14 protein-coding genes are annotated in these 22,148 nt (G+C 25.3%); 5 read left to right on the top strand and 9 right to left on the bottom strand.

The window, feature by feature from the left end; translation table 11 throughout:
- Window positions 1-1,287: 1,287 nt before the first annotated feature.
- Genes dndB through CPAL_RS11350 form a run of 5 tightly spaced genes read left to right on the top strand, consistent with a single transcriptional unit; the run spans window position 1,288 to window position 7,659 of the window.
- Window positions 1,288-2,310 (top strand): DNA sulfur modification protein DndB, encoded by a 1,023-nt coding sequence (dndB, locus tag CPAL_RS11370; protein ID WP_242976318.1) that lies wholly within the window; start codon window positions 1,288-1,290, stop codon window positions 2,308-2,310.
- Window position 2,311: 1 nt separating this feature from the next.
- Entirely contained in the window at window positions 2,312-3,940 is a 1,629-nt protein-coding gene (dndC, locus tag CPAL_RS11365; protein ID WP_242976317.1) for a DNA phosphorothioation system sulfurtransferase DndC, read from the top strand.
- A complete protein-coding gene (dndD, locus tag CPAL_RS11360; protein ID WP_106024662.1) occupies window positions 3,930-6,089 on the top strand; it encodes a DNA sulfur modification protein DndD in 2,160 nt (719 codons plus the stop codon). The genes dndC and dndD overlap by 11 nt, the downstream gene beginning before the upstream one ends.
- Window positions 6,090-6,091: 2 nt before the next feature.
- On the top strand, window positions 6,092-6,481 hold the full coding sequence (locus tag CPAL_RS11355; RefSeq protein WP_106024661.1) for a DndE family protein: 390 nt from the start codon (window positions 6,092-6,094) through the stop codon (window positions 6,479-6,481).
- A complete protein-coding gene (locus CPAL_RS11350; RefSeq protein WP_106024660.1) occupies window positions 6,478-7,659 on the top strand; it encodes a cysteine desulfurase family protein in 1,182 nt (393 codons plus the stop codon). Before CPAL_RS11355 ends, CPAL_RS11350 begins: the two co-directional genes overlap by 4 nt.
- A 27-nt stretch (window positions 7,660-7,686) precedes the next feature.
- On the opposite strand, the gene CPAL_RS11345 is transcribed toward CPAL_RS11350, so the two are convergent.
- The 9 genes from CPAL_RS11345 to dptF all read right to left on the bottom strand — a co-directional run bounded on the left by CPAL_RS11345 (window position 7,687) and on the right by dptF (window position 21,783).
- A complete protein-coding gene (locus CPAL_RS11345; protein WP_106024659.1) occupies window positions 7,687-8,151 on the bottom strand; it encodes a hypothetical protein in 465 nt (154 codons plus the stop codon).
- The gene (locus CPAL_RS11340; RefSeq protein ID WP_106024658.1) at window positions 8,151-9,581 is read right to left on the bottom strand and encodes a hypothetical protein; all 1,431 of its coding nucleotides are present in this window, start codon (window positions 9,579-9,581) and stop codon (window positions 8,151-8,153) included. Before CPAL_RS11340 ends, CPAL_RS11345 begins: the two co-directional genes overlap by 1 nt.
- Window positions 9,559-10,182 (bottom strand): AAA family ATPase, encoded by a 624-nt coding sequence (locus tag CPAL_RS11335; protein WP_106024657.1) that lies wholly within the window; start codon window positions 10,180-10,182, stop codon window positions 9,559-9,561. Before CPAL_RS11335 ends, CPAL_RS11340 begins: the two co-directional genes overlap by 23 nt.
- Window positions 10,172-10,348, bottom strand: coding sequence for a hypothetical protein (locus CPAL_RS13945; protein ID WP_165815401.1), 177 nt, complete (start codon window positions 10,346-10,348; stop codon window positions 10,172-10,174). The genes CPAL_RS11335 and CPAL_RS13945 overlap by 11 nt, the downstream gene beginning before the upstream one ends.
- Before the next feature lie 10 nt (window positions 10,349-10,358).
- Window positions 10,359-11,264: a helicase-related protein gene (locus CPAL_RS11330; protein WP_146126586.1), complete on the bottom strand. Its 906-nt coding sequence runs from the start codon at window positions 11,262-11,264 to the stop codon at window positions 10,359-10,361.
- A 34-nt stretch (window positions 11,265-11,298) separates the two neighbouring features.
- Window positions 11,299-12,396, bottom strand: a complete 1,098-nt coding sequence (locus CPAL_RS11325; protein ID WP_170063601.1) for a DEAD/DEAH box helicase family protein — start codon at window positions 12,394-12,396, stop codon at window positions 11,299-11,301.
- A 434-nt stretch (window positions 12,397-12,830) separates the two neighbouring features.
- Window positions 12,831-18,005 (bottom strand): DNA phosphorothioation-dependent restriction protein DptH, encoded by a 5,175-nt coding sequence (gene dptH / locus CPAL_RS11320; protein ID WP_106024654.1) that lies wholly within the window; start codon window positions 18,003-18,005, stop codon window positions 12,831-12,833.
- A complete protein-coding gene (dptG, locus tag CPAL_RS11315; protein WP_106024653.1) occupies window positions 17,986-19,386 on the bottom strand; it encodes a DNA phosphorothioation-dependent restriction protein DptG in 1,401 nt (466 codons plus the stop codon). The genes dptH and dptG overlap by 20 nt, the downstream gene beginning before the upstream one ends.
- Window positions 19,387-19,389: 3 nt before the next feature.
- The gene (gene dptF / locus CPAL_RS11310) at window positions 19,390-21,783 is read right to left on the bottom strand and encodes a DNA phosphorothioation-dependent restriction protein DptF (protein ID WP_106024652.1); all 2,394 of its coding nucleotides are present in this window, start codon (window positions 21,781-21,783) and stop codon (window positions 19,390-19,392) included.
- Window positions 21,784-22,148 lie beyond the last annotated feature (365 nt).

The following is a 22,148-nucleotide window of genomic DNA, read 5'->3' as shown; positions in this document are numbered from 1 at the left end:
TGCCAAACTCTTACCAGAGTTATAGAGCTCTACAATTGTCTTTCTAAATTCTTCTGTATAATACTTTTGCCCTTTTGCCATTGTAGACACTTCCTTCCCTTTTTATATTTTAAGGTGTTCGGCTTTTGTGTCTACACTAATATACTAACACCAGACCTTGTAATTTCTTTCTATTAAATATAAAGTGTCTCCCCCTGAGCCACAGCCTAGATCTATTATAGTGCTGTCTTTGTTGGCTTTTAGTATGGGTTCGTATTTGTCTAGCCAGAGATCGTAGCTTGGTGGCTTGTTGATTAGGGTTTGATAGATGGTGTTCCAGTAGCTTTGCATGGTGGGGTCTCCTTAATTTATTTATATATTGATTATACAATATTTATAAATTAAAATTATAAAATTTATAACTTACACAAAAATATATATTTTCCCTATCATTTTAAATAACATTTTTATTTTTATACTTTCATTCTAAATAATTTATTTAATATTATTCTAAATTTAACAACTAAAATATATTTATAATTCTCAATTTATTGCATAAAAAAAGAAGAATAATAATATGATATATTCTTCTTGGCATTTCTGTACAATATTAAAAAAGTGCTATTGTGAAACCCCCAGCTACTATACCTATTAAGCACTAAGTTACTGGTTGCATACTTAACACCTCCTATAAAATAAGTATTTATTTTGAATTACATTTTGCTATAGTACCTCCCATTATTCCTAATGCGTACCCGAATCCAAGAGCTTTTACTGACTCAGAAGTTATAACTTTTGCTAATACAATTGCTATTTCAATCATTTTTGTCACCCCTTATATTTTTTATTTATATTTATATTCTTTATTTTTAAAAATTTTTTCCCATTAAAGCAATACCTATTCCCCAAAAATATCCTAATGATAAATTTTGTATTAAAGTTTCTTGCTTTAATAAATAATTCATTAATTTAACTCCTCATTTCAATTTAATTTTAAATTTTTTATATCTATATCATTCCCATTTTCTTCTTTTTTAAACAATATTAAATCATTTTTATATTTTTTAAAATTTTTTTATTATTTACTTAAAAGATTATTTTAAAATTTAAAAATCATTATCTGATAAAAATAAATAAGAATACTACATTACTATTACCTATAAACTATCTTTACTATTTCCTACGTAAGTAATATAATATAACTATGAGAATATACGTACGTAGGAGAAAAAATAATGAAAAATAACTTTTTTTACACATTTCCTACAATTAAGGGAAAAAAGCAGCTAGGGACTTTTTTATAATTATGTGCTCCTTAAAATATTATCTAAACTTTTTATTTTTAATGAAGAAGAATTACCGCCAGAACATAGGGCTCAAAGGATTTTAAATAAAAGTCGTATACCGGAGATTGCCTCATACATAGTCTATAATCCTAAAGACTATGTATTTTCTTCTTTAACAGCTTCTATAGATGGTGAATTCGAATTTTCACCATTAGATAGTTCCTTTGACGATACTATAGGAATTCTTAAGGTTGCTATTGATAGCAGGCTATTAATTAATGACGGTCAGCACAGGAGAGCAGCCATCGAAGAAGCTATAAAGGCAGACCCAAATTTAGAAAATGAAACTATTAATGAAACTATTTCTGTTGTTTTATTTATAGATGAAGGTTTAAAGCGAAGTCAACAAATATTTGCTGATTTAAATAAACATGCAGTTAATGTATCAAAATCTATAGGTATTTTATATGACTCCCGAGATCCTATAGCAATTATAACTAAAAACTTAGTTGAAAAAAATCAATACTTAAAACATTTCACCGATAAAGAAAATCCATCTTTATCTAAATTTTCTTCAAAACTTTTTACACTAAGCAGTATTAATGAAACTAACAAAAAACTTTTAAGTAACTTAAATCCTAATGACTCTGATATAATTGATTTTTTATATCAATTTTGGGATACTCTATGTTCATGTATGAAAGAATGGCAGTTTGTATTTAAAAAGGATATCAGTTCTAGTAATTTCAGAACAGATTACATTAGTTCAAATGCCGTTGTTTTAGAAGCATTAGGTTTATTAGGAAATTATCTTTATAAAAATAATAAGAGTAACTGGAAAGAAATTCTTTCAAAAATTCAGGATATAGATTGGCATAGAACTAATTTAGATGATTGGCAAAACAGAGTTATTGGCCCAAATGGGCGAATTGTAAAAAATGCTACTTACGTAAAACTTACTTGCAATAAGATAAAAATGAAATTAGGTCTTCCATTAAATAAAGAAGAACTAAAATTAGAAAATGATTGTAGAGGTAATGCTTAATATGATAGAAATAGGTATAAAAACAAAGATTAATAAAATTCTTGAAGAAATGAAAATGGTCTATAAAAATGATAATAGACCTTGGGTTATAGGTTACAGTGGTGGTAAGGATAGTACTACAGTCGTTCAACTTGTTTACACAATGTTACTAAGCTTACCTAAAGAAGAAAGACATAAAGATGTTTATGTTATATCTTCAGATACATTAATTGAAAATCCAATAGTTTTAGGTTTTTTAAAATATAATTCTAAACTAATTGATGAAGGAGCTAAAAAAGCAAATATTCCACTATATACTCACATGGTTCATCCTGATTACAATAATACATATTGGACTAATATTATAGGAAAGGGATTACCTACTCCTACTTCTATTAGATTTAGATGGTGTACAGAAAGATTAAAAATTAAACCTTCTAATAAATTTATAGAAGAAAAAGTAAAAGAAAATGGTGAAGTCGTTGTACTTCTAGGGGTTAGAAAAGCAGAAAGTATTGCAAGAAGTATCAGAATAAAAAACAGAGAAATTGAAGGCTATCTTTTAACACCACACGGGACCCTTGAAAATACATATGTTTATAATCCTATCGTCGACTTAACTACAAATGATGTTTGGGAAATACTTCTTGATAACAATGGAATTACTCCTTGGGGGGGAAATAATAATGATTTATTCAATTTATATATGGGTGCTGATGGCGGTGAATGCCCTTTTACAATAACAAGCGATAAGGATACCCCTTCCTGTGGTAATTCTAGGTTTGGCTGTTGGGTTTGTACAGTTGTTAACAAGGATAAATCTTTAACTGGATTCATAGAAAATGGTGAAACTTGGCTTCAACCTCTATTAGACTTTAGAGAATGGATAATTAGTATACGTAATAGACATGAATATAGAATGCAATATAGAAGAGACGGAAACCACTATTACAAAAAATTATATTTAAATACTCTACCCCTACTTGATAATTATGTAATTGATCCAAACTATATTTTTGGCAATGAAGGTGAAGCTTATATTGATTTGAAAAATACTCAAACAGAAAAAAATAAGGGTAACGTAAATGATTCTGAAGATAAGGATAAAATTTATCTTGAACTACTTCCTCTTGTATCAATTGATAATTCTAATGATGTAAAGATTGACGAATCAAAAATACAAAAAGATGATAAAGGTGCATATATAAACATGCTAGGCTATGGTCCTTTTAATTTTAAAGGAAGAAAAAAAATTTTGGAAAGATTATTAGAAGTTCAAAAACAAATTAATGAAGAATATGAAGTAGAACTAATAACTGAAGAAGAATTAAAAGTTATTGATAAAATTTGGGATGATGAAGAAGATTTAACTCGTCGTTCATTAGTTGATATATATTATAAGGTTATGAATAAAAAACTTCCTTGGGATAAATACAAAAAACCATTATTTGATGAAACTACAATAGAAAAAATACAAAATATTTCTGAAAAACACTCAATAGATCAATATCTAGTAAAAAAACTAATAATCGAAACAAATAAATACAAATATTATATTAATAAAAGTACTTTTGATAAATCTATTAATAAAATACTGAATCAAAAACATTTACACAGGAAAATAGTTGAGGAGATAGAAAATGATAATTAATACTATAAAATTAAAAAACTTCAGATCTTATGAAGATGAAACTACTTTCTCCTTTACTCCTGATAATGATAAAAACATCATACTTATAGGTGGAGAAAATGGTGCCGGTAAATCTACTCTATTTGAAGCAATTAAACTATGTATATATGGACCTTTAACCTATGGATATTTAGGTGAAAACTATAACTACTTAAATAAAATTAAAAACAATATAAATAATAATGCCTTTAAAAACGAAAATGTTAATGCTTATATTGAGTTAAACTTATCACTAACAGAAGGAATTGAAGAAAAGACCTATACTCTTAGAAGATCTTGGTTCTATTCTAATAAAAAATTGAATGAAGTCTTTGACATTTTTTATAAAGATACTAAATTAAACGATGAAGATAAATTATATTTTGATAATTATATAAAATCAGTCCTTCCACCTTCTTTACTTGACTTCTTCTTCTTTGACGGAGAAGAACTAAGTGAGTTTTTTACTGGAAAGAATGCCAATTCTAACTTAAGAGAATCTATTCTCCAATTATTTAATTATGATACTTTTGATATATTAAATAGGCATTTATTAAGTTATCAAAAATCAAAAGCAAAATCTAATCTTATACTAAAAGATGCAGAAGAAAAATACACTTCCCTATTAACAGCAGTAAAAAATATCAAAGCTGAAATAAGAAGCTTAGAGGAAGAATTAAATAACTACAATTTAAATTTAGAAAATCTACTAATCAAAAGAAAAAAACTAGAAAATGACTTTAGAAATAGCGGTGGACTTTTAGAAGAAGAAAAAGCTGCTTTGAATAGTGAAATTTCTAGACTTGAAAATGAAAGAACAAATCTAAACAATGAAATAAAAGATTTTTGCAATAATATACTACCATTTTTATTAGTAAGCGATCTTTTGGAAAAAACTCAAATTCAAATTAGAAAAGAAGAGACTTTAGAAGCCTATAATTCAATTAAAAATAGTTTAACATCTACAATTGTTGAAAAATCTATTTCAAATTATATTCAACAAGATTTAAAGGAAGAGGACTTTGAAATAATAGCTAATAATATTTTAAATAATATGTTTAATATAAAAGAACTAAATAATATTCAAAGTATCCTTGAATTATCTAGAGATCAAAAAGAAAGTATAGGTCATATAATTAACTCTATTTTAAGTAATTCAGTAAATTTAAAAAATTCAATCTTTACTAATTTTAATAAGATAGCTCAGATAACCGCAAAAATAAAATATCTAAAAGAAAAATTAAATTCTTCTATTTCAGAAGATTTATTAAATAATTATTTAGCTAATCTAAATCAAATAAATGAAGAGATAAATCTTACACAAAATAATATTTCATCAAAAGAATTAATAGTTACATCAAAACATGAAGAATTAAAAAATAAAGAATATCATTTAAAAAGAGCTAAAAATGAATATACTGATCTACTTCAAAATAATAATACATTAGATTTATCAACTAATCTTATTAATTATCTAAATGAACTTATTCAAACACTAACAAAAGATAAAATAAAACTAATTGAAAGTTCATTTATCGATATTTTTAGTAAAATAATAAGAAAAAAAAATTATATAAACAGTATAATAATTGATGATAATTTTAATACAACTCTATACATTAATAAAGAGTATAATACAACAGAAATCTTAAATCTAATTAATAATCTTGGCTTTGACGGTTTAGTTAAAAAATATGGTGATAAATTCTTAGAAGATTTACTAAATCATTATAATGTAACAGATAACAAAGATTTATTAGCTCTATTAACTAAAGATATTTCATTTAATTACATTAATTTAAGTACAAAAATTAATATTAATGATTTTTCAAATGGAGAAAAACAAGTATATATCTTATGTTTAATTTGGGCTATTATTAAAAGTTCTGGTGTTGAAATACCATTTATTATTGATACTCCTTATGCTCGTATAGATAAAAGTCATAGAAATTCACTAACCAATATTTATTTACCAAATATAAGCAAACAAGTAATAATCCTTTCTACTAATAAAGAAATAGATGCTGAATTATATAAAGTATTAAAACCACACATTGCTAACGAGTATCTATTACTATATAATACAGAACTTCGCAAAACTGAAGTTAAGAAAGGCTATTTTGAGGTGTAATTATGGGATTTAGATTAAAAACATCAAAAAAAACAAAAGAGATATTTGAAGAGTTAGGAAAAAGCACAAATCTTAAACCCTTTGCTTTAAGTAAAATTGCAGTTTCCTTATCACTAAAAGAAGCAACTTCAATTTTAGAATATAAAAATGATGATACAAATGGTCTTGAACTTCAAAGATCAACCGTTACTGGAGAATTTGATTCAATATTTAAGGCACTTATAGAAATAAATCTTGGTCGTAAAATTGATGACGATGAATACTATCCACATTTTATGAAACTTCATATGGATAGAGGTGCTGAATTACTACTCAATCAATATAAATATAGTGGCGGAAATTTAGAAAAATTCCTAAAGAACGTATTAATAAAAGGAGATGCCAACTTATGATATATTTAGATAATAGTGCGACTACTCCTATTGATCCTGAAGTATTAGATGCAATGTTACCATACTTAAAAGAAGAATATGGTAACCCCTCTAGTAGACATTACACTTTAGCTGTTAATGCTAATAATGCTGTTGAAAAAGCAAGAGAACAAGTCGCAAGTCTTATTAATGCTAACCCTAAAGAAATAATATTTACTAGTGGTGCTTCTGAAAGCAATAATCTAATAATTAAAGGTGTTGCTGATTATAAAAAATATTATGAAGAAAGCGGAAATCATATTATAACTTCTACTGTTGAACATAAATCTGTACTTCAAACCTGCAAATTTTTAAATGGAGAGGTATTTTGGAATCAATCAGAAAAGTCTATAGCAAGTCAATTTTTAAAGAAAAAAAGTGCTAGCAAAAAAATTGATCGTGGCTATGAAGTTTCTTTCCTTCCTGTAAATAAATATGGGCAAGTTGAAAAGGAAAGTTTTAATAATGCAATAAAAGATAATACTATCCTTGCTTCTTTTATTTGGGGAAATAATGAAATTGGTTCATTAAATGATATAGCTAGTTTATGTAGTATAGCAAAGGAAAAAAATATATTATTCCATTCAGATGCTACGCAAGTATTAGGAAAAATAAATATAGATGTAAAAAAAATACCTGTAGATTTTCTTTCAATGTCTGCTCATAAAATTTATGGTCCTAAAGGAGTTGGAGCTGCTTTTATAAGACAAAATGGATTATCAGAATATAAAATGACTGCCCTAATCCATGGTGGATTCCAAGAAAATGGCTATAGAGCTGGAACTCATGCAGTTCATAATATAGTTGGTTTTGGAAAAGCCTGCGAAATTGCAAAAAGAGATATGGATGAATATATGAAGAAAATAGCTGAATTGGAGATTGAAGTTAAGAAAATTCTAACTGAAAAATATCCTGGAATTGAATTTTTAGGGGATCCAGAAAACCATATTCCCGGAGTAATAGGTATGCTTATTCCTGGAATAATTAATGAAATGTTTATAAAAGATATGGCTGATAAATGTGCTATTTCTTCTGGATCTGCTTGCGGAGTTGGAGAACCTTCCTATGTTATTCAGGAAATTGGTGTTGGAGATAGAAATTTTCAGTTTGTTAGAATTACTTTAAGTAAATATAATAAAATATATAATATAAAATTATAGATGGCAAAAATCATCTATAATTTTATATTATATATTTTTATTCATTTCATATATTAAATCAGCCAAATTTGCTTTTTTAGGCTCATCATAATTTCTATAGTTCATTACCATAGAAATTAATGCATCTAAATTGAAATGTTCTGAATTTAAACCATTATTTAATTCATCTATTCCAAAATTTGTGTATCTCTCAACAAGATCTCTGATATAATTCTCAGAATCTTCCTTTCTATCTAATATTTTTATATCCTTATATAAATATAATGCAACTAAATCCATTAATCCTTTATCATCTTCACTAAAATATATATCTTTTATTGGATCTTGACTCTTCTTTACTATGGGAGTTGATTCATTGCTTCTCACTCCAAGAATAAAAGCCAACATATAAACATCTTTCATCGTTTCAAAAAGTTTTTCCGTATTCCCGTCAGGCTTTCCTAAATTTTTAAATATATATTCTTTTTCACTCTCTTTATTAAATACAGCCATTATATATCCATCTCCCTAATTAAAGTATATTCTCCACTATTAGCTTCAATAACGCCATCTACCATAATATATTTTCTTTTTACTTGATCTATTATATTTTCATGAACATATCCTTCCCATTGCTTTCTTGATACAACTATAATAACTTGAGAAGATAATTTTCCTATGTTTTTTGCAACATTCTTTGTATGAATTTCATCTAAATTTCCAAAAGGTGAATCCATAACAATTGGATATTCCTCAGCTGTTAGTTTTGATAAAATTTTATCATCTTTCTTATCTTTAGCATATGAAACCAAAGCTCCGATAAATGATAAACTTGTTATTTGACCCTCACCAGTTGAAAGAATTTCATCTTTTTTATCTTCTTCATCCAATTCTATTTGCGAATATTTACTTGTTATTTTTAATTCAAAATTCTTTGTTAAAGCAGGTATTCTATAATCCTTATTTTTTATCTTCGAAAAAACATCCTTTATTCTATTATCTAATTCTTTTCTTGCAATTTCAGTGAACAAAGTTCTAAATTCATCATTTAGTGTCTCTAATTCTGATATAATATTGAACTCTTTCTGTAATTTTATAATGTGTTTATTATTACTTTCTAATGTTGTTAATTTCTTTTCTTTTATTTGAATTTCTTTTTTCAATTTTTCTATTTCAGATTCAAGTTTACCTTTTTTCTGATTTAATAAAGATATAGTTTTCCTAAGTCTATCTCTATTTTCTTCTGCCATTCTTATAGCTTCAATATCTGTATTTTTCAATTTTTCACTAATATTTTTTAATTCTTCATTAATATTATATATTTTTTCTTTTAAATACTCCCTATCTGTTAAATATGAATCTAATTTTGAATAAAACTCATTTTTTGTTTTATTAATTTTTTTAACTAATGCTTTTAATTTATAATAAGCATTATCTAACTCTTTAGAACCAGCCTTTTCTTTTAATGCAATAATTGAATTATACTCTTTACTTCCTTCTTCAATGCATGTCCCACAAATACACACTTTCTTTTTTATTAGATCATCTATAAATGTTTCTTTTATATTTGATGGTAGCACACCTTGAATCTTTTTATCTTCCAATAATTCATCTACATCCTTTACCATAAAGCTTGATAAATAATATTTGAAGTTTTCTCCAATATGCTTTTTTATTTCCTTTTCACACTCGCTCAACTTCATTTCAAATAATTTTAGCTCACCTTGATTTTTTCTTTCATTTCTTTCAAGTTCTTTAACTGTATTATTATCTGAGTTTCTAAGCTGTTCAGTGATTTTATTAAAAGCTTCTTCTACATTTTTTATTTCTTGTTCATTTCTTTCGTTTTGTTTATTTTTCTTCTCTAATTCATCTTTGGCATTTTCTATCTCATTAACTAATTCATCATAAACAATATCATTAGAATATTTTTTTAGATTCATTAATAAGTATCTTTTTTACTTTTGACAAATCACTTTTAGCATTGTCAATATTTGAAATACCAAGTATATTAAGAATAGCTTTTTTTATTTCTGCCTTACCATCTACTTTAGCTAATCTATTTATTCTTTCACCATCAAAGAAGAAAAAACTACTTAAATTTTCTGGAATTAATATTCTATTTTCAAACATTTTTAAATCTAATTCTTCTATATCTCCATTTTCTCTAACTCTATATACACAAGCTTTTGGCTTTGAAGATAATTTTACTATATTTCCATCTTCGTCTTTTTTAAAATCAATATATCTTTTCATTATATAATTTGTTTTAGCTTCTTCAAATAATAACTCAACAGATGCTTCTGTTGATAAATTCTTTCCTAATTCTGCTCTCTTTTTATAATTTAGCATATTATCTTCTATTAAAGGTTCTAACAATTTACCATATAATACAAAATTAAATGCACTTAATATAGTAGTTTTTCCTCTACCATTTTCTCCAATCAATACAACAACAGTTTTATTATTATCAACACTTAAATCTATTTCTTGCTTACCATAAAACCTAAAAAAATCTTTTAATATTATTTTTTTAAATTTCATCACTTGCCTCCTGAATTATTGAAATTATTCTTTTTAATATTTCTTCATTCTCTTTAGCAGTTCTTGTCTTATGTATAGATTCTAAAGTTAATATTTTAGTATATGCATCCCTTATATGTGTTGGGTATTTCATTAAAGTCAAAGTAATTTTAGTTTCTATTCTCATTTTTTTCCTCCTATTTATATAAATCTATTATCTTAGAAACTTCTAATAATACACTTACATTGTTTTCACATAAACTTGCGAACTCATATACTCTTTTTAATTCCTTTAATATTATTTTTCTTTGTACTCTTTTTGTTTCATAATCTAAATTATTAATAGTCTCTATATCTAAACTTGGTATAACGATAAAATCATAAATATACGCATATTCCTTATTTGGTGCTTTTCTTAATATTCTTCCTCTTCTTTGTATAAATTGCTTAGAATCAGTATTACTAGATAATATAAAAGCACAATCTAAGCTTGGAATATTAACCCCTTCATCTAAACATCTTATAGCAGTTAGAACATTGATTTCTCCCTTTTTAAATTTATCTAAAACCACTTCTCTTTCTTTATTTGAAAGTTCTGAAGTATATGTATGAGTTGTTATTCCCATATCATACACTATTCTATTTACTTTATTAATAAATTTTCCATCATCATCTATTTTATCACCACAATAAATAAGAGTCCTTTTATATTTCTTTATTTCAGATTTCATTGTAGAAAAAACTCTAATTTTATTTTTAGCATTAAATATTATTCTTCTTCTTTGGTTTAACAGTACTTTTAAAGTTTCACTTTTTTCATCAATTAAAGCTTGCTTAGCTATCTTACTTGTTAACTCTATATATTCATCCATTTCTTCATTAGTAAGTTCTACAAATATTGGATAATAATAATATCTTGTTAAACAATTGTTCTCAATAGCATCATTTAATGAAAATGTATATATTATATCACCAAAATAATTCTTTACTCTATTTAATATATCTTCTTCAAATTCATTATATAATGTTGCTGTTAATCCTAATCTTATATCTGTATTTAAAGGTAATAATTTGGATATCTTAGGTGATAAAAAATGATGCATTTCATCTACACAAAATATATAATCTCTTTTTATTTTATAAAGCAAACTTTGAAATTGTTTTACTTATAAAAGTTTTATTAGTTGTTATAATAAATAAATCAACATCAGAATTACTATTAAAATTAGAAATTTCAATTGATAATTTATTAAACCATAATTCTTTATTTTCATAACATTTTATAGGATAAATATTGAATTCACTTAATTCCTCACACCATTGCTCTAATAAATTTTTATATGGTACAACAATTAAAATACCGCAAGGAAACCCTTTAGACTTAAGAGTTTTTATAAGCCTAGTCATTGCAAATATTGCTGTTAGAGTTTTACCACTGCCAGTAGCCATTTCTAATATTCCTTTACAGGTATTACCAAACCATGCTTGTATTGCTTTTTCTTGATAATCCCTTAAAACATACTTTTTAGGTATATTAATTTCTTTTCTTTCCTTATATATTCCTCTAATATCCCTTTTTTGAATTACTTTTTGTTTAATACTTTCTGGAAAATCATATGTTATCCAATTATTTGATTTATTTTCCCAAAGTTTATTAAAAATCTTTTCCATTTCTTCTATTCTACATTTATCTGATTCATTCCAACTATTAAATATATTAATAGATTCAAAGTTTTCCATTATTCCTGTTTCAGATTCATTTAAAGAGCCATGAAAAGCGATTTTATCATAGTTTTCATCATACAAGATTGCAAATTTATCATGAAATATTCCATACTTATTAAAATCTTTCTTTACTACTATCTTTAAATCTAATTTTTCTTCATATATTAACCAAGCTAATAAATTAAATTGATCCTTATATTTATCTTCTTCTAAAATTTTGGAAATAATAAATCCTTCTATTGTTTCCTCCTTTGCCTTTTCTCCAAGAGAAATTGCCTTTATATCTTCTTCTGATAAATTAGGAGAAACAAGTAATTCTATCTTACTATCATTTTTTTCTAAAAAAATTCTTAATCCTTCTACAAAAGTCCAAAAGGATGAACTTGAAAAATAACCTGTTGCCCTTCTATATTTAACTGCATTAATTAAAACTGGATTATAGAAATCATCTACAATATTGTTTTCTTCATTATTGTAATAATATTTTAAATTAAGCTCTCTAAATCCCATAAAATCATCACTCTTTTTTATTTTTTCTCGAACCATATTATAATATTATCTATAATTTTCTTTTTATTTATTTAAATCTAAATTTTATAAAACACTTATTTTTTAATAATTCATCTTCTAATAAAATCTTTCTATTTAATTTACCAATAAAAGTCTTATAATTTATATTGAATTTCTCTAAAATCCATTTTATTTTATCTCCATATTTTTTATAAGCAATTTTATATGCTTTTCAACTTCCATAAAAATCACCTAATTACAAGTATTACCTAAAAATAATATAACATTATGCATAATTAATTGTCAAACTAATCCATAATTCTTCTTATTGAAGCTTTACATTCTTAAATATTTTTACATTCCCATAGTGCAATCTTAATATATTTATAAAATATATTAAAAAAGCAAGGACTACATGCCTTGCTTTAAATAAATTACTCTTTTACTAATTCCCAAAAAGCCTTATCTTTCATAAATATAGGTCTATTATGATTTGGCATTTTTACCAAACTATAATGTTTATTAAGGCTCTTAATCTTACTATAAATATTATCTTCCTCAGCCTTGCTTTGAGTATTAAAGATATATTTAACGTCTTTAGAGTTTAAATCTGCAACATTATGAACTACCCAAGTTAAAATATAATTAGCATAATCATTTTCAGCAGTTGAAAAATGGCTTAATAACTGAGTAGATAGTATAGTGCCAACACCAAACTCCCTACCTTCCTTTAAAATCTTCTTTAAGGAAGAGAAATTCTTGCTTAAGAAATTATCTGCCTCATCAACCAATATTATTTTATTTAATTGCCTTAAGTGGCCATCAATTTTACTATGTCCATAAGCTTGCATTTGAGAATAAAATAAATCTAAAGTAATAGCTACTACGAGGTTTTGTACCCCTGGATCATAACCAGATAAATCTATTACTGTTACACCATCAATCAATTCAAACAAGCTATTAGTATTAAAAGGATCTGGTTCAAAAATTTCAAATTCTATTAGATTGTTAAAGGCTGCATATAAGCTATCATCTTTCTTTATATCATCCCTACTCATATATATATCATATACATCCTTAAGGGTTGGAGCAGCTTTATCCCATGTATCAGCTTGATTTTTTATTATACCTCTTCTTTCATATGCTTCCATTATTAAATCTCTTAATAATGTTTGTTGTTTTGGTCCAAGATTAAAGGCTTTTACTAGAGTTTCTGTTAATGTACTTGCCGTATGAAGAGGTAACATTGGTTTTGAGTTAACTGTTTTCACTACTGATAAAGGATTAAAAGGTAAATGATATAATTCATATACTTTTGCATTAGTAGCATCTATAAAGTCTTGCTTATTTTTATTATAATCTCCCTTATAATCAAAGATTAATATACCAACCTTCTTTTGATCAAGATTATATTTAGATTCCCTATAAATTTGAGTAACCATTGACTTAGTAAATTGAGTTTTTCCAGTTCCCATTGTTCCAATGATTCCTGTGTTAGTATGCATTAATTTATTTGTATCATTTGGACACCAATACAACTTTTGATTATTCTTTTGGTTAACACCAAATAAGATTTCCATACTTCTATTTTCCTCAGATGTAACAACTTTAACTGCTTTAGGTATATCTATTGGATCTTTTACTGGAATAATTGTATCAACTTTAGCTGGTTCAGGTGGAATAACTTCGGGTAGAGTTTTTTCATTTGAAGAATCATTCTTTCCTTTATCATTAAATTCATTAGTATTATTACCCCCTGAATTTCCAATTTCCTTAGGTTCTGTAGCCTTTATATCAATAGTTCCTACTACTTCCCTTATTTCACTAACAGTTTTAGTTATAAACGTAAAGCCATCACTTTCTGACATTTCTATAAGCATAACATTATTTTCTAATCTTGCATTTTTAGTTTGATTACTCTTCTTAAAGGATATTACAGCTGCCTCACCAATAGAACTCTCAAAGGAATTAGTTATTATATACTCTTCATTAAGTAATTTTCTTCTTAAATCAGAGTCAATAATAGATTTCCAGTTTTCTTCATTACAAACATTATAAAGATTAAGCTTTTCAGCACTTGTAATTACCAATTGCATTAAAAAGTTTCTATAAACCTTTTGTATATTAGTTAGTTCCCTTCCTTCTTTAGGCAATAATATTTCGCTAAATATCTTCTTAGTTGATTTTGCTTGTTCTATTCCCTTATTAACATACCAATTTGGATTATCTCCTATCTTTACTTCAATAGGATAATAATGAACATTGACTTTACCATCAACTTCTTCAATTCCAATTAAAAGAATATCATCACTTGTAGCTCCATTGTTATCAAAACCTAATTTTTTAGCAGATAAAAAGCCTTCACTTTGCTTAAGACCTGCCCCACCAGATACTCTTAGAACTTCCTCTAGAGATATAGGGATCCATATAACATTATCTTTTTTAAATTTAGCTAAAGCTAATTTTATTGCTGATAAAATACTTAATTTTTCTTTAGGGAAATGAGATTTACTTGATAATAGTCTAAGTAACCAATCCCCATTAATTGCATTAAACATATTAATTATACTTGGAGAATATTTAGCTGCATCTTTTATTTCTTTTTCTGTTAAAAATTCTTCTATAACTTTTTGATATGGTCTACTTTTTCTTGTAACTGTAATAGCATCATAACCACCTGCAGTAGTATATTGATCACTATAATGAATTATAAGTAGATCCTTAGCAGCAGGATCATTTTTGAAGAAGTTTAAATCTACCTTTGGATTAATAAATGTAACCCAATGGCTTGAATTATATATTTCATCTAATATAGTCCTATTTTCATTAGATACAGAAATTGCTATACATCTATTACTATCATATGGTGCTCCAAAACTTGCTGCATTAATAGCATTTAACTTACTTGCAATATTCATCAAATCAGTTTCTGTATTTGCATATTTTATACCGAACCCAGTCCTATAATAATCACCTACAAATACTGATGGAACTCCTGAAATTAATCCATTTAAAATTACACCTGATGGAATATCATCCATTTTTGAGACTATTTGTTTAGCCTCATCATTCATTTCTATAAACGTAATATGAGCATACTCTATTCCATTTTCTAATTTTTTAGAATAAAAATGTACCTTTTCTCTATATAAATCTAATACATCTTCTTCAGACATATTGTTTACATTTAAATTTAAGTCATATGTTTCTTTTAAATCTTTGATATTATCATTAAAGGCAACTTCTTCAAAAGAATTTGTAATATTTTCACTTGAATAAATAAATAGCTCTATAGGAAGTATTTCAGTATTATTAGCTTTAAGTTGCTTGATATAATACTTAAATATACCTTGTAAAATTTCCTTACAGTCCCCTGTATTTATTAAATTTATTCTAATAGGGGCATTATTTCCCATATTAAATAGGTACTTAAAATGTCCTGTAAATTCTTCAATTTTTTCATAAACTAATTTTGATACAAAATCTCTTGAACTTTTATACCTTGGTAGTTTTTCATCTACATAATATTTCCACTCTGGAGAATGACTTTGTTCCATAGGAATATATAACTTATCATCACTCTCTAATATATATGGTAAAAGATAGGTTGAACTAAATTTCTTTATAATATCCTCTTCCATCTCTTCATTACTTATTGCATTATTTATATGAAGTTGATATGCAATATTTAATGGATGTAATGGACTAAGCATTAACTCCTTGTCTTCTATTTCTCTTTTTAAAGCACCTATTTTAAATAAATTTTTTTGCTCTCTTGTTAGATAATCTGCTTCAGAAATATTATTTAGCTCTTTAATAAATATGTCAATGAAATTTTTATATAAAATTTTAAGATCATCATTTAAATAAGATAAACTTGGTAGCTTATTACAAGATTTAAAGTACTTAATTATGTTATTATAAGCTCCTTTTAATTCTGGATTTAATTGTAGATCAATACTTTCTAATCCTTCACTAGTATCAATAAAGTAAGTTCCCTCTAAATCAATAATTTCTTTTTCTAATTTAAGGTTCTTTCTGAACTCATCTCTTGTAAAATATTCTCTAGTTCCATGTTGTAATTTATTATCACCAATTAGTTTAAAGTCAGCTTTCTTTTCTCTTTTTAATTTCCATACTTTTAACCCTTCAATTGGTGCAATTTTATCATTTGTCCCAATGACTTCAAAAGGAACAATATTATTACAAATATTAACATTAAATTTAACTATATCACTATCATCTTCATAATCAAAATTTTCGCTTATTTTAACTAATAACTTTTCATCTTCCCCCATATCAATGGTATCATGATTATCAGTTAACTCATAAGTTTTTAATTTTGTAGCAAATTCATTAAATACAATTGTTGAATCATTTGTGTTTATTGAAATACACTTATTTTTTCCCTTAACTACAACTGAATATTTTGTTTTTATACTTTCAAAGTAGTTTGGACTAAAATTTACTACTGCAATTCTAAATTCAAATTTAACACTTTTATCTTTTTGATAAATAATTTTATAAAAATTTGTATTTTCATCACAATTTTTAATAATTGCTTTTATTCTTTTGCCAGACGTTGTTGCCTCTAAATCTCCTTCACACTTTAAAAATTCCTTAGATAACACACCATCAAAAATAAACTCTAATTCAATTTCTTCTTTTTTATCTTCATTAAATACTATAATATTTCTAATTCTTGATTTAGCTTTTGATGTCCCTTCTTCCCTATCCCACTCAACTGAACATGATTGATATTCTAAAACTGGTGCATTCTTTTTATTTTCAATATATTTTTTTACATCTTTAAAGTCAGCTTCTTTCCAATCTTCTTTTTTTAATTCGTCTACACCTTTATCGTCAAAATACTTTTCAAGCTGAGTTTCTGGATTACCATAATTATGAATTTCATCAACTCTACTAAAAATCAAAGCATTTTCATTTAATCTATTTTTGAGTTCCTTACCAGAATATTCTTTTAACTTACTATCATAAAAAAGTCCAAAATTTTTATACTGATCTCTCTCAATACACGTTCCATTAACTGTAGCTAGCAGATCTTTATATTCAAATATGGATATACTATCACCAAAAAGATCTTTACTTTTTCTTTCTAAATCTAATTCTATAATAGCCTTGTCTACTTCCGAAAAATCAGAATCTACTAATTTCTTTTGGATATCATTTTTAATAGACTTTATATGAAATGGCATTCCCTCTTTTATAAAAGATTCAGTACCTCCCATAATACTATCTAAAGTTGTATTATGAATAAAAAGTATCGCCTTATCTTTATATCCATCTTCAACACCAACCATATTTCTAAGTCTAGTTAAAAAATCTGGTTGAATATTATCTATTGTTGCAGAAACAATCAATTTTACAGTAGGAAAATCTAGCATATATGAATTATATATAACTTCGCCTTTTGAATTTTTATATTCAAATTTCTTATAAAGAGTGTTATTTTTTAACTCCTCATATAATTCTCTTACTTCATCTTCCTTCTCAAATTGAATATTATATTTAGCTCCAGGAGTTAAAGGGTTTTCTTTAAAAAATTTTATTATTTTTTCTGATAAATAACTATAAAATTGATCTGACATATTGCGCATCCCCACTATCTGATTTCTTTTCCAATATATTTAATTTTTCATATAATTGTATTATCTTCATTTGTGAATCTCTATCAAAAAATATTCCTCTTCTTTCAAACTCTTTAAATAAACTACTTAATTTTAGCTTTTCATTATCTTTAATACAAATTCTCGTAAAGAAAATAATATCTTCTTCTGTTAAATTTAAAGTATAGCCCAAAGAACCTCTCCTTTTACCAAAGTTCTCTTGTACAAACTTAACAAACCAGTTATTAAAGGCATCTTTTGCCCTTGTTCTTTTAGATGTTTTCCCTGTAAATTGGAACTGAATAGCTGAAAATAATTTATAAACTTTATCAAAGGCTTTATTTCCGCTATTTTCATTTTTTATAGAAAAATTACTCCATACAATGCCATCTTGTCTTAATTTAATATAATCTTCACATAAATCACCTATTTGCTTTTCTATTATCTCTTCATTTTCATTATTGAAAGCTTCAAATAACTCTTTATATCCCAATTGTTCTTTTAAATTATGATGATTTAAAAATTCTAATGTAATTGCATGGGAAAATAAATTTTCAACATGACTTTTAAGCATTTCCCAACCTAATTTATAAGCTGTTCTATTTTTTGATATGCTTTCAAAACTTAAGGTATAATAAACCCTAGTTGCTTCAGTTAAATCAGCTTTTTCAAAATCATTAAGCTTTAAGGCTAATTGGGAAACGTAAAAAATATAATAATATTCTAAAAATCTTTTTACTGAACTTTTATATAATTCTTCATCAGAAATTAAAAATTTTAGATCTTCCTTAAAAATATCCCTGATAAAAGATAAATAGCATTTATAATTATCATCCTCGTAAGTCTTATCCCTTAATTCTGGTAAAGCTCTTAATAGCAACTTATATAAAATATTATCAACATCTCTTTCATAATGTTTTTTTACTAATTCTTTTAATTCATCATCAAAAAATATTGAATATAAAAACTTTGCAATTTTTTCTTCGGCATTTGTTGAATATATATAATTTAGTGTTTTTATATCAAAATGAACTAAATTATCTTTATCTATAAACATTGTTTTTACTATATCTCTGAAAGCTTCCTTGCTAGAAGCACCTTCAAATTCCCCAATACTATCAACAACATTTTCAATGAATTCATCATATTCGAAATTATTTTTTAATTCTTTATCAGTGATAATCCTTGAAAGGGCACCAACAACACCTTCAAAATTTGAAACTAATGTTTTTTCATTCGCTGCATATGGTAGTAATTTATAAGCCTTACCTTGACTATGGGTTAAGCTCTTCTTATCAAAATCAAATTTAAAATCAATTTCTATCTGTTCTCGATTTAATTCATAATATCTATTTCTATCCATATTCTATATCTCCACAAATCTATAAGTTTCAAATTCTTTATCAAATTCTAATTTAAATTTTTTATTATGTTCTCTATTCTTTTCAGTAAAGACAAGCTCCTCGTTTTGAGAACCAGCAGTTTCTAATTTGTTAATAAATTCAATAAATTTTATAAAACGATTTTTATCCTTTTTATTCGGTCTATATCCATTATTTACTTGAACTAATAGCTTATATAAAGCATAATCTACATCAATTTCATATGAACCATCTTCTTTTTCGCTTTTATATCTTACCTTAAGATTTTCAATAAATTTTTTCAGATCATTATCATCATTTTTTGGTAAATTACTTGTATCTGCTTTTAGCTCAATTTTTTCACTTACTTTATATTTAATTTGATTTCTACCTATAAAAATGTTCATATAATTTTTATCAGCTTCACCATTCCATTTAATAATTCCATTTTTAATATTAGTATAAACATTCTTTAACTTAGCCTTATCTCCCTTATTCCAATTGAATAAAGCATTTATATAATCATCATAAACCTCATCTCTTAATGAAAATAAATTAGCTTTTCCACAAATAGAATAACTTCTTATAAACAATTTTAACAATTCAAATCTTATTTTTTTATCTTCTGTTTCAGCAAAATCTATATCCTTTACTTTGCTTATATATCCTTCTGGAAAATCTATATATTCATCAAAATAAATTGCAATATTATTAGAATTATTAAATTCAATAATAAAATCATCTACTTTTTCATTTCTTATATTTAATGGATCAACAGTGCTTAAAGCTTCAAATATAGGCGATAATTCCTTATGCTCAAAAAGAATGTTTGGAATTAATGATTTTACATAATCTTTATTATTAAGTTTTGTTATTTTACTTTTAAAGGTTGGTGAATTAACATCAATATATGATCTAGGAATTATTAACTCATAAAAGAAATTTAATAAAGCCCTTGTTGATATAATTATTTTATTTTTTACTACAGCTTGAACTAATAAGTCCACAATTGCATCTTGCACATTATCTTTTGATAATAATTCATAATTTGCCTTTATAGGACAAGAAGCCTTATTTACACATTCACTACAATTTTTCTTATATGAATTGTAAAATATATTTCTTTCTGATGAAGCAACTTGAACCGATTGAGTAATTTTTCTTATAAGTGATTTAACATATTCTGAATGTACTTTTCCATTTTTTAAGGTAAATAAATGATAATCACTAAAATTTATAAATTGAAAATAACTATTCTCATCATAACTACTATCTTCAATACTTGTTTCTAATATCTTTTTATCTTGAACAAACTTCTTTAATTTTGTAAATCTTTCTCCATACCCTGAATCAATAAAATTATTTAAAGTTCCTAAATTAATTGCTAAAATTATTTTTTTATTGCTTGTATATATTTTTTCATCACTAAATTCATCTAAAACATCATTTAATGTATCCATTGAAGTTTTAGTAGGTTCTAAACTTTCTGTGGCATCATTATGAAGGATGAAATTTTTCATTATATCAGGATATTTATTATTAAAGAAAGATATAATATGAGATTTCCCATCTCCAACACTCCCACAAACTAAAATTAACTGAGCCTTTTCTGAAGCATTTGCTCTAAAAATTAAATTTTCCAGCTCTTTTTCCGCATCTCTTTCAATATGCATATACTTTTTAAAAGGAGTAAATTCCTTTAAACTTTCTACAGCTTCCTTTGATGATTCTTTCAGTCTTGACAATTCTTGTACTAAACACTTCTTGCCTGGTCCATCAATATTAAATATATTTTCTACCATTAAACCTAAATAAGCATCATCAAGATCTTTAATCTCTTCTTCTGAAGTAACTGTAACTGAAGATACTTTTTCTTTATCTTTTAAAATTTCTTCTTTAGATTCTCCAATGTATTCTTTCATTGTATTCTTAATAATATTAGCAATTTTTTCTTCGTCTATTTGGGATGAATTTTTTATGAGAGGCATTGGACTCTTGTATGGTTCTGCTTCGAAATTAGGATCTAGATAAACTTTAACAAACCAACATGTAATTTTATATATATTTTTATGTATTTTTAAAGCAGCTTCTAATTCACCTTCTACATGGTCATGGGCAGCTTTATTTCCAATTAATCTTACTTCATGAAATAACTTCTCTATACCTTCTGTAAATACACCCTCTATTTCCAATTTTCTTAATTTTTCAGCTTGAGATGTTGCAAACAATAAATTACAACCTTCTAAAATAGCAATTTCATGTGTCAATCTTTCAACAAAAGTTCTTCCTTTTACTATTGCTGTATGGGATGCAGTAAATAATGCTTCATTTATATCTCTTATATAATTATTTAAATATTTATAATCTTTATCTAAATAACTAAAAACATCCTTCTCCAAACTTTTTCATCCTCTCTAACCACAATTCTATTTATTTAAACCATTTTGATTTTATATTATTATAACTAAGTTTTCTTATAACTTATAAAATATAAAAAAATTATAAAGCTAACAATATTTTCTTGTTACTTTTATAAAAGATTAAAAATATATCTCTACTATATTTTAACATAAAATAGGGATTTCCCCAATAAACTTGCATAATGTAATATTTACAATATATCCACTATTTTTCAATATATAATTAATTTAAAATAATAAATAGTAAAAATTAATAATTAATTTTTATTTTTCAAAAACAATACATTAGAAATTAATATGAATAATGTTTATAATCTATAATTTTTTCAATAATATTTGAAACT

This window comes from Clostridium thermopalmarium DSM 5974 (genome assembly GCF_002995795.1).
Classification (GTDB): domain Bacteria; phylum Bacillota; class Clostridia; order Clostridiales; family Clostridiaceae; genus Clostridium_H; species Clostridium_H thermopalmarium.
The sequence above is the reverse complement of the archived record's forward strand: the minus strand, read 5'-3'. Positions and strand labels throughout refer to the sequence as shown.

What these genes read in the sequence shown, in the direction of transcription:
- dndC (WP_242976317.1), top strand. Translation starts at nt 2,312, where the DNA reads ATGATAGAAATAGGTATAAAAACAAAGATTAATAAAATTCTTGAAGAA.
- dndD (WP_106024662.1), top strand. Translation starts at nt 3,930, where the DNA reads ATGATAATTAATACTATAAAATTAAAAAACTTCAGATCTTATGAAGAT.
- CPAL_RS11355 (WP_106024661.1), top strand. Translation starts at nt 6,092, where the DNA reads ATGGGATTTAGATTAAAAACATCAAAAAAAACAAAAGAGATATTTGAA.
- CPAL_RS11350 (WP_106024660.1), top strand. Translation starts at nt 6,478, where the DNA reads ATGATATATTTAGATAATAGTGCGACTACTCCTATTGATCCTGAAGTA.
- CPAL_RS11345 (WP_106024659.1), bottom strand. Translation starts at nt 8,151, where the DNA reads ATGGCTGTATTTAATAAAGAGAGTGAAAAAGAATATATATTTAAAAAT.
- CPAL_RS11340 (WP_106024658.1), bottom strand. Translation starts at nt 9,581, where the DNA reads ATGAATCTAAAAAAATATTCTAATGATATTGTTTATGATGAATTAGTT.
- CPAL_RS11335 (WP_106024657.1), bottom strand. Translation starts at nt 10,182, where the DNA reads ATGAAATTTAAAAAAATAATATTAAAAGATTTTTTTAGGTTTTATGGT.
- CPAL_RS13945 (WP_165815401.1), bottom strand. Translation starts at nt 10,348, where the DNA reads ATGAGAATAGAAACTAAAATTACTTTGACTTTAATGAAATACCCAACA.
- CPAL_RS11330 (WP_146126586.1), bottom strand. Translation starts at nt 11,264, where the DNA reads ATGCATCATTTTTTATCACCTAAGATATCCAAATTATTACCTTTAAAT.
- CPAL_RS11325 (WP_170063601.1), bottom strand. Translation starts at nt 12,396, where the DNA reads ATGGGATTTAGAGAGCTTAATTTAAAATATTATTACAATAATGAAGAA.
- dptH (WP_106024654.1), bottom strand. Translation starts at nt 18,005, where the DNA reads ATGTCAGATCAATTTTATAGTTATTTATCAGAAAAAATAATAAAATTT.
- dptG (WP_106024653.1), bottom strand. Translation starts at nt 19,386, where the DNA reads ATGGATAGAAATAGATATTATGAATTAAATCGAGAACAGATAGAAATT.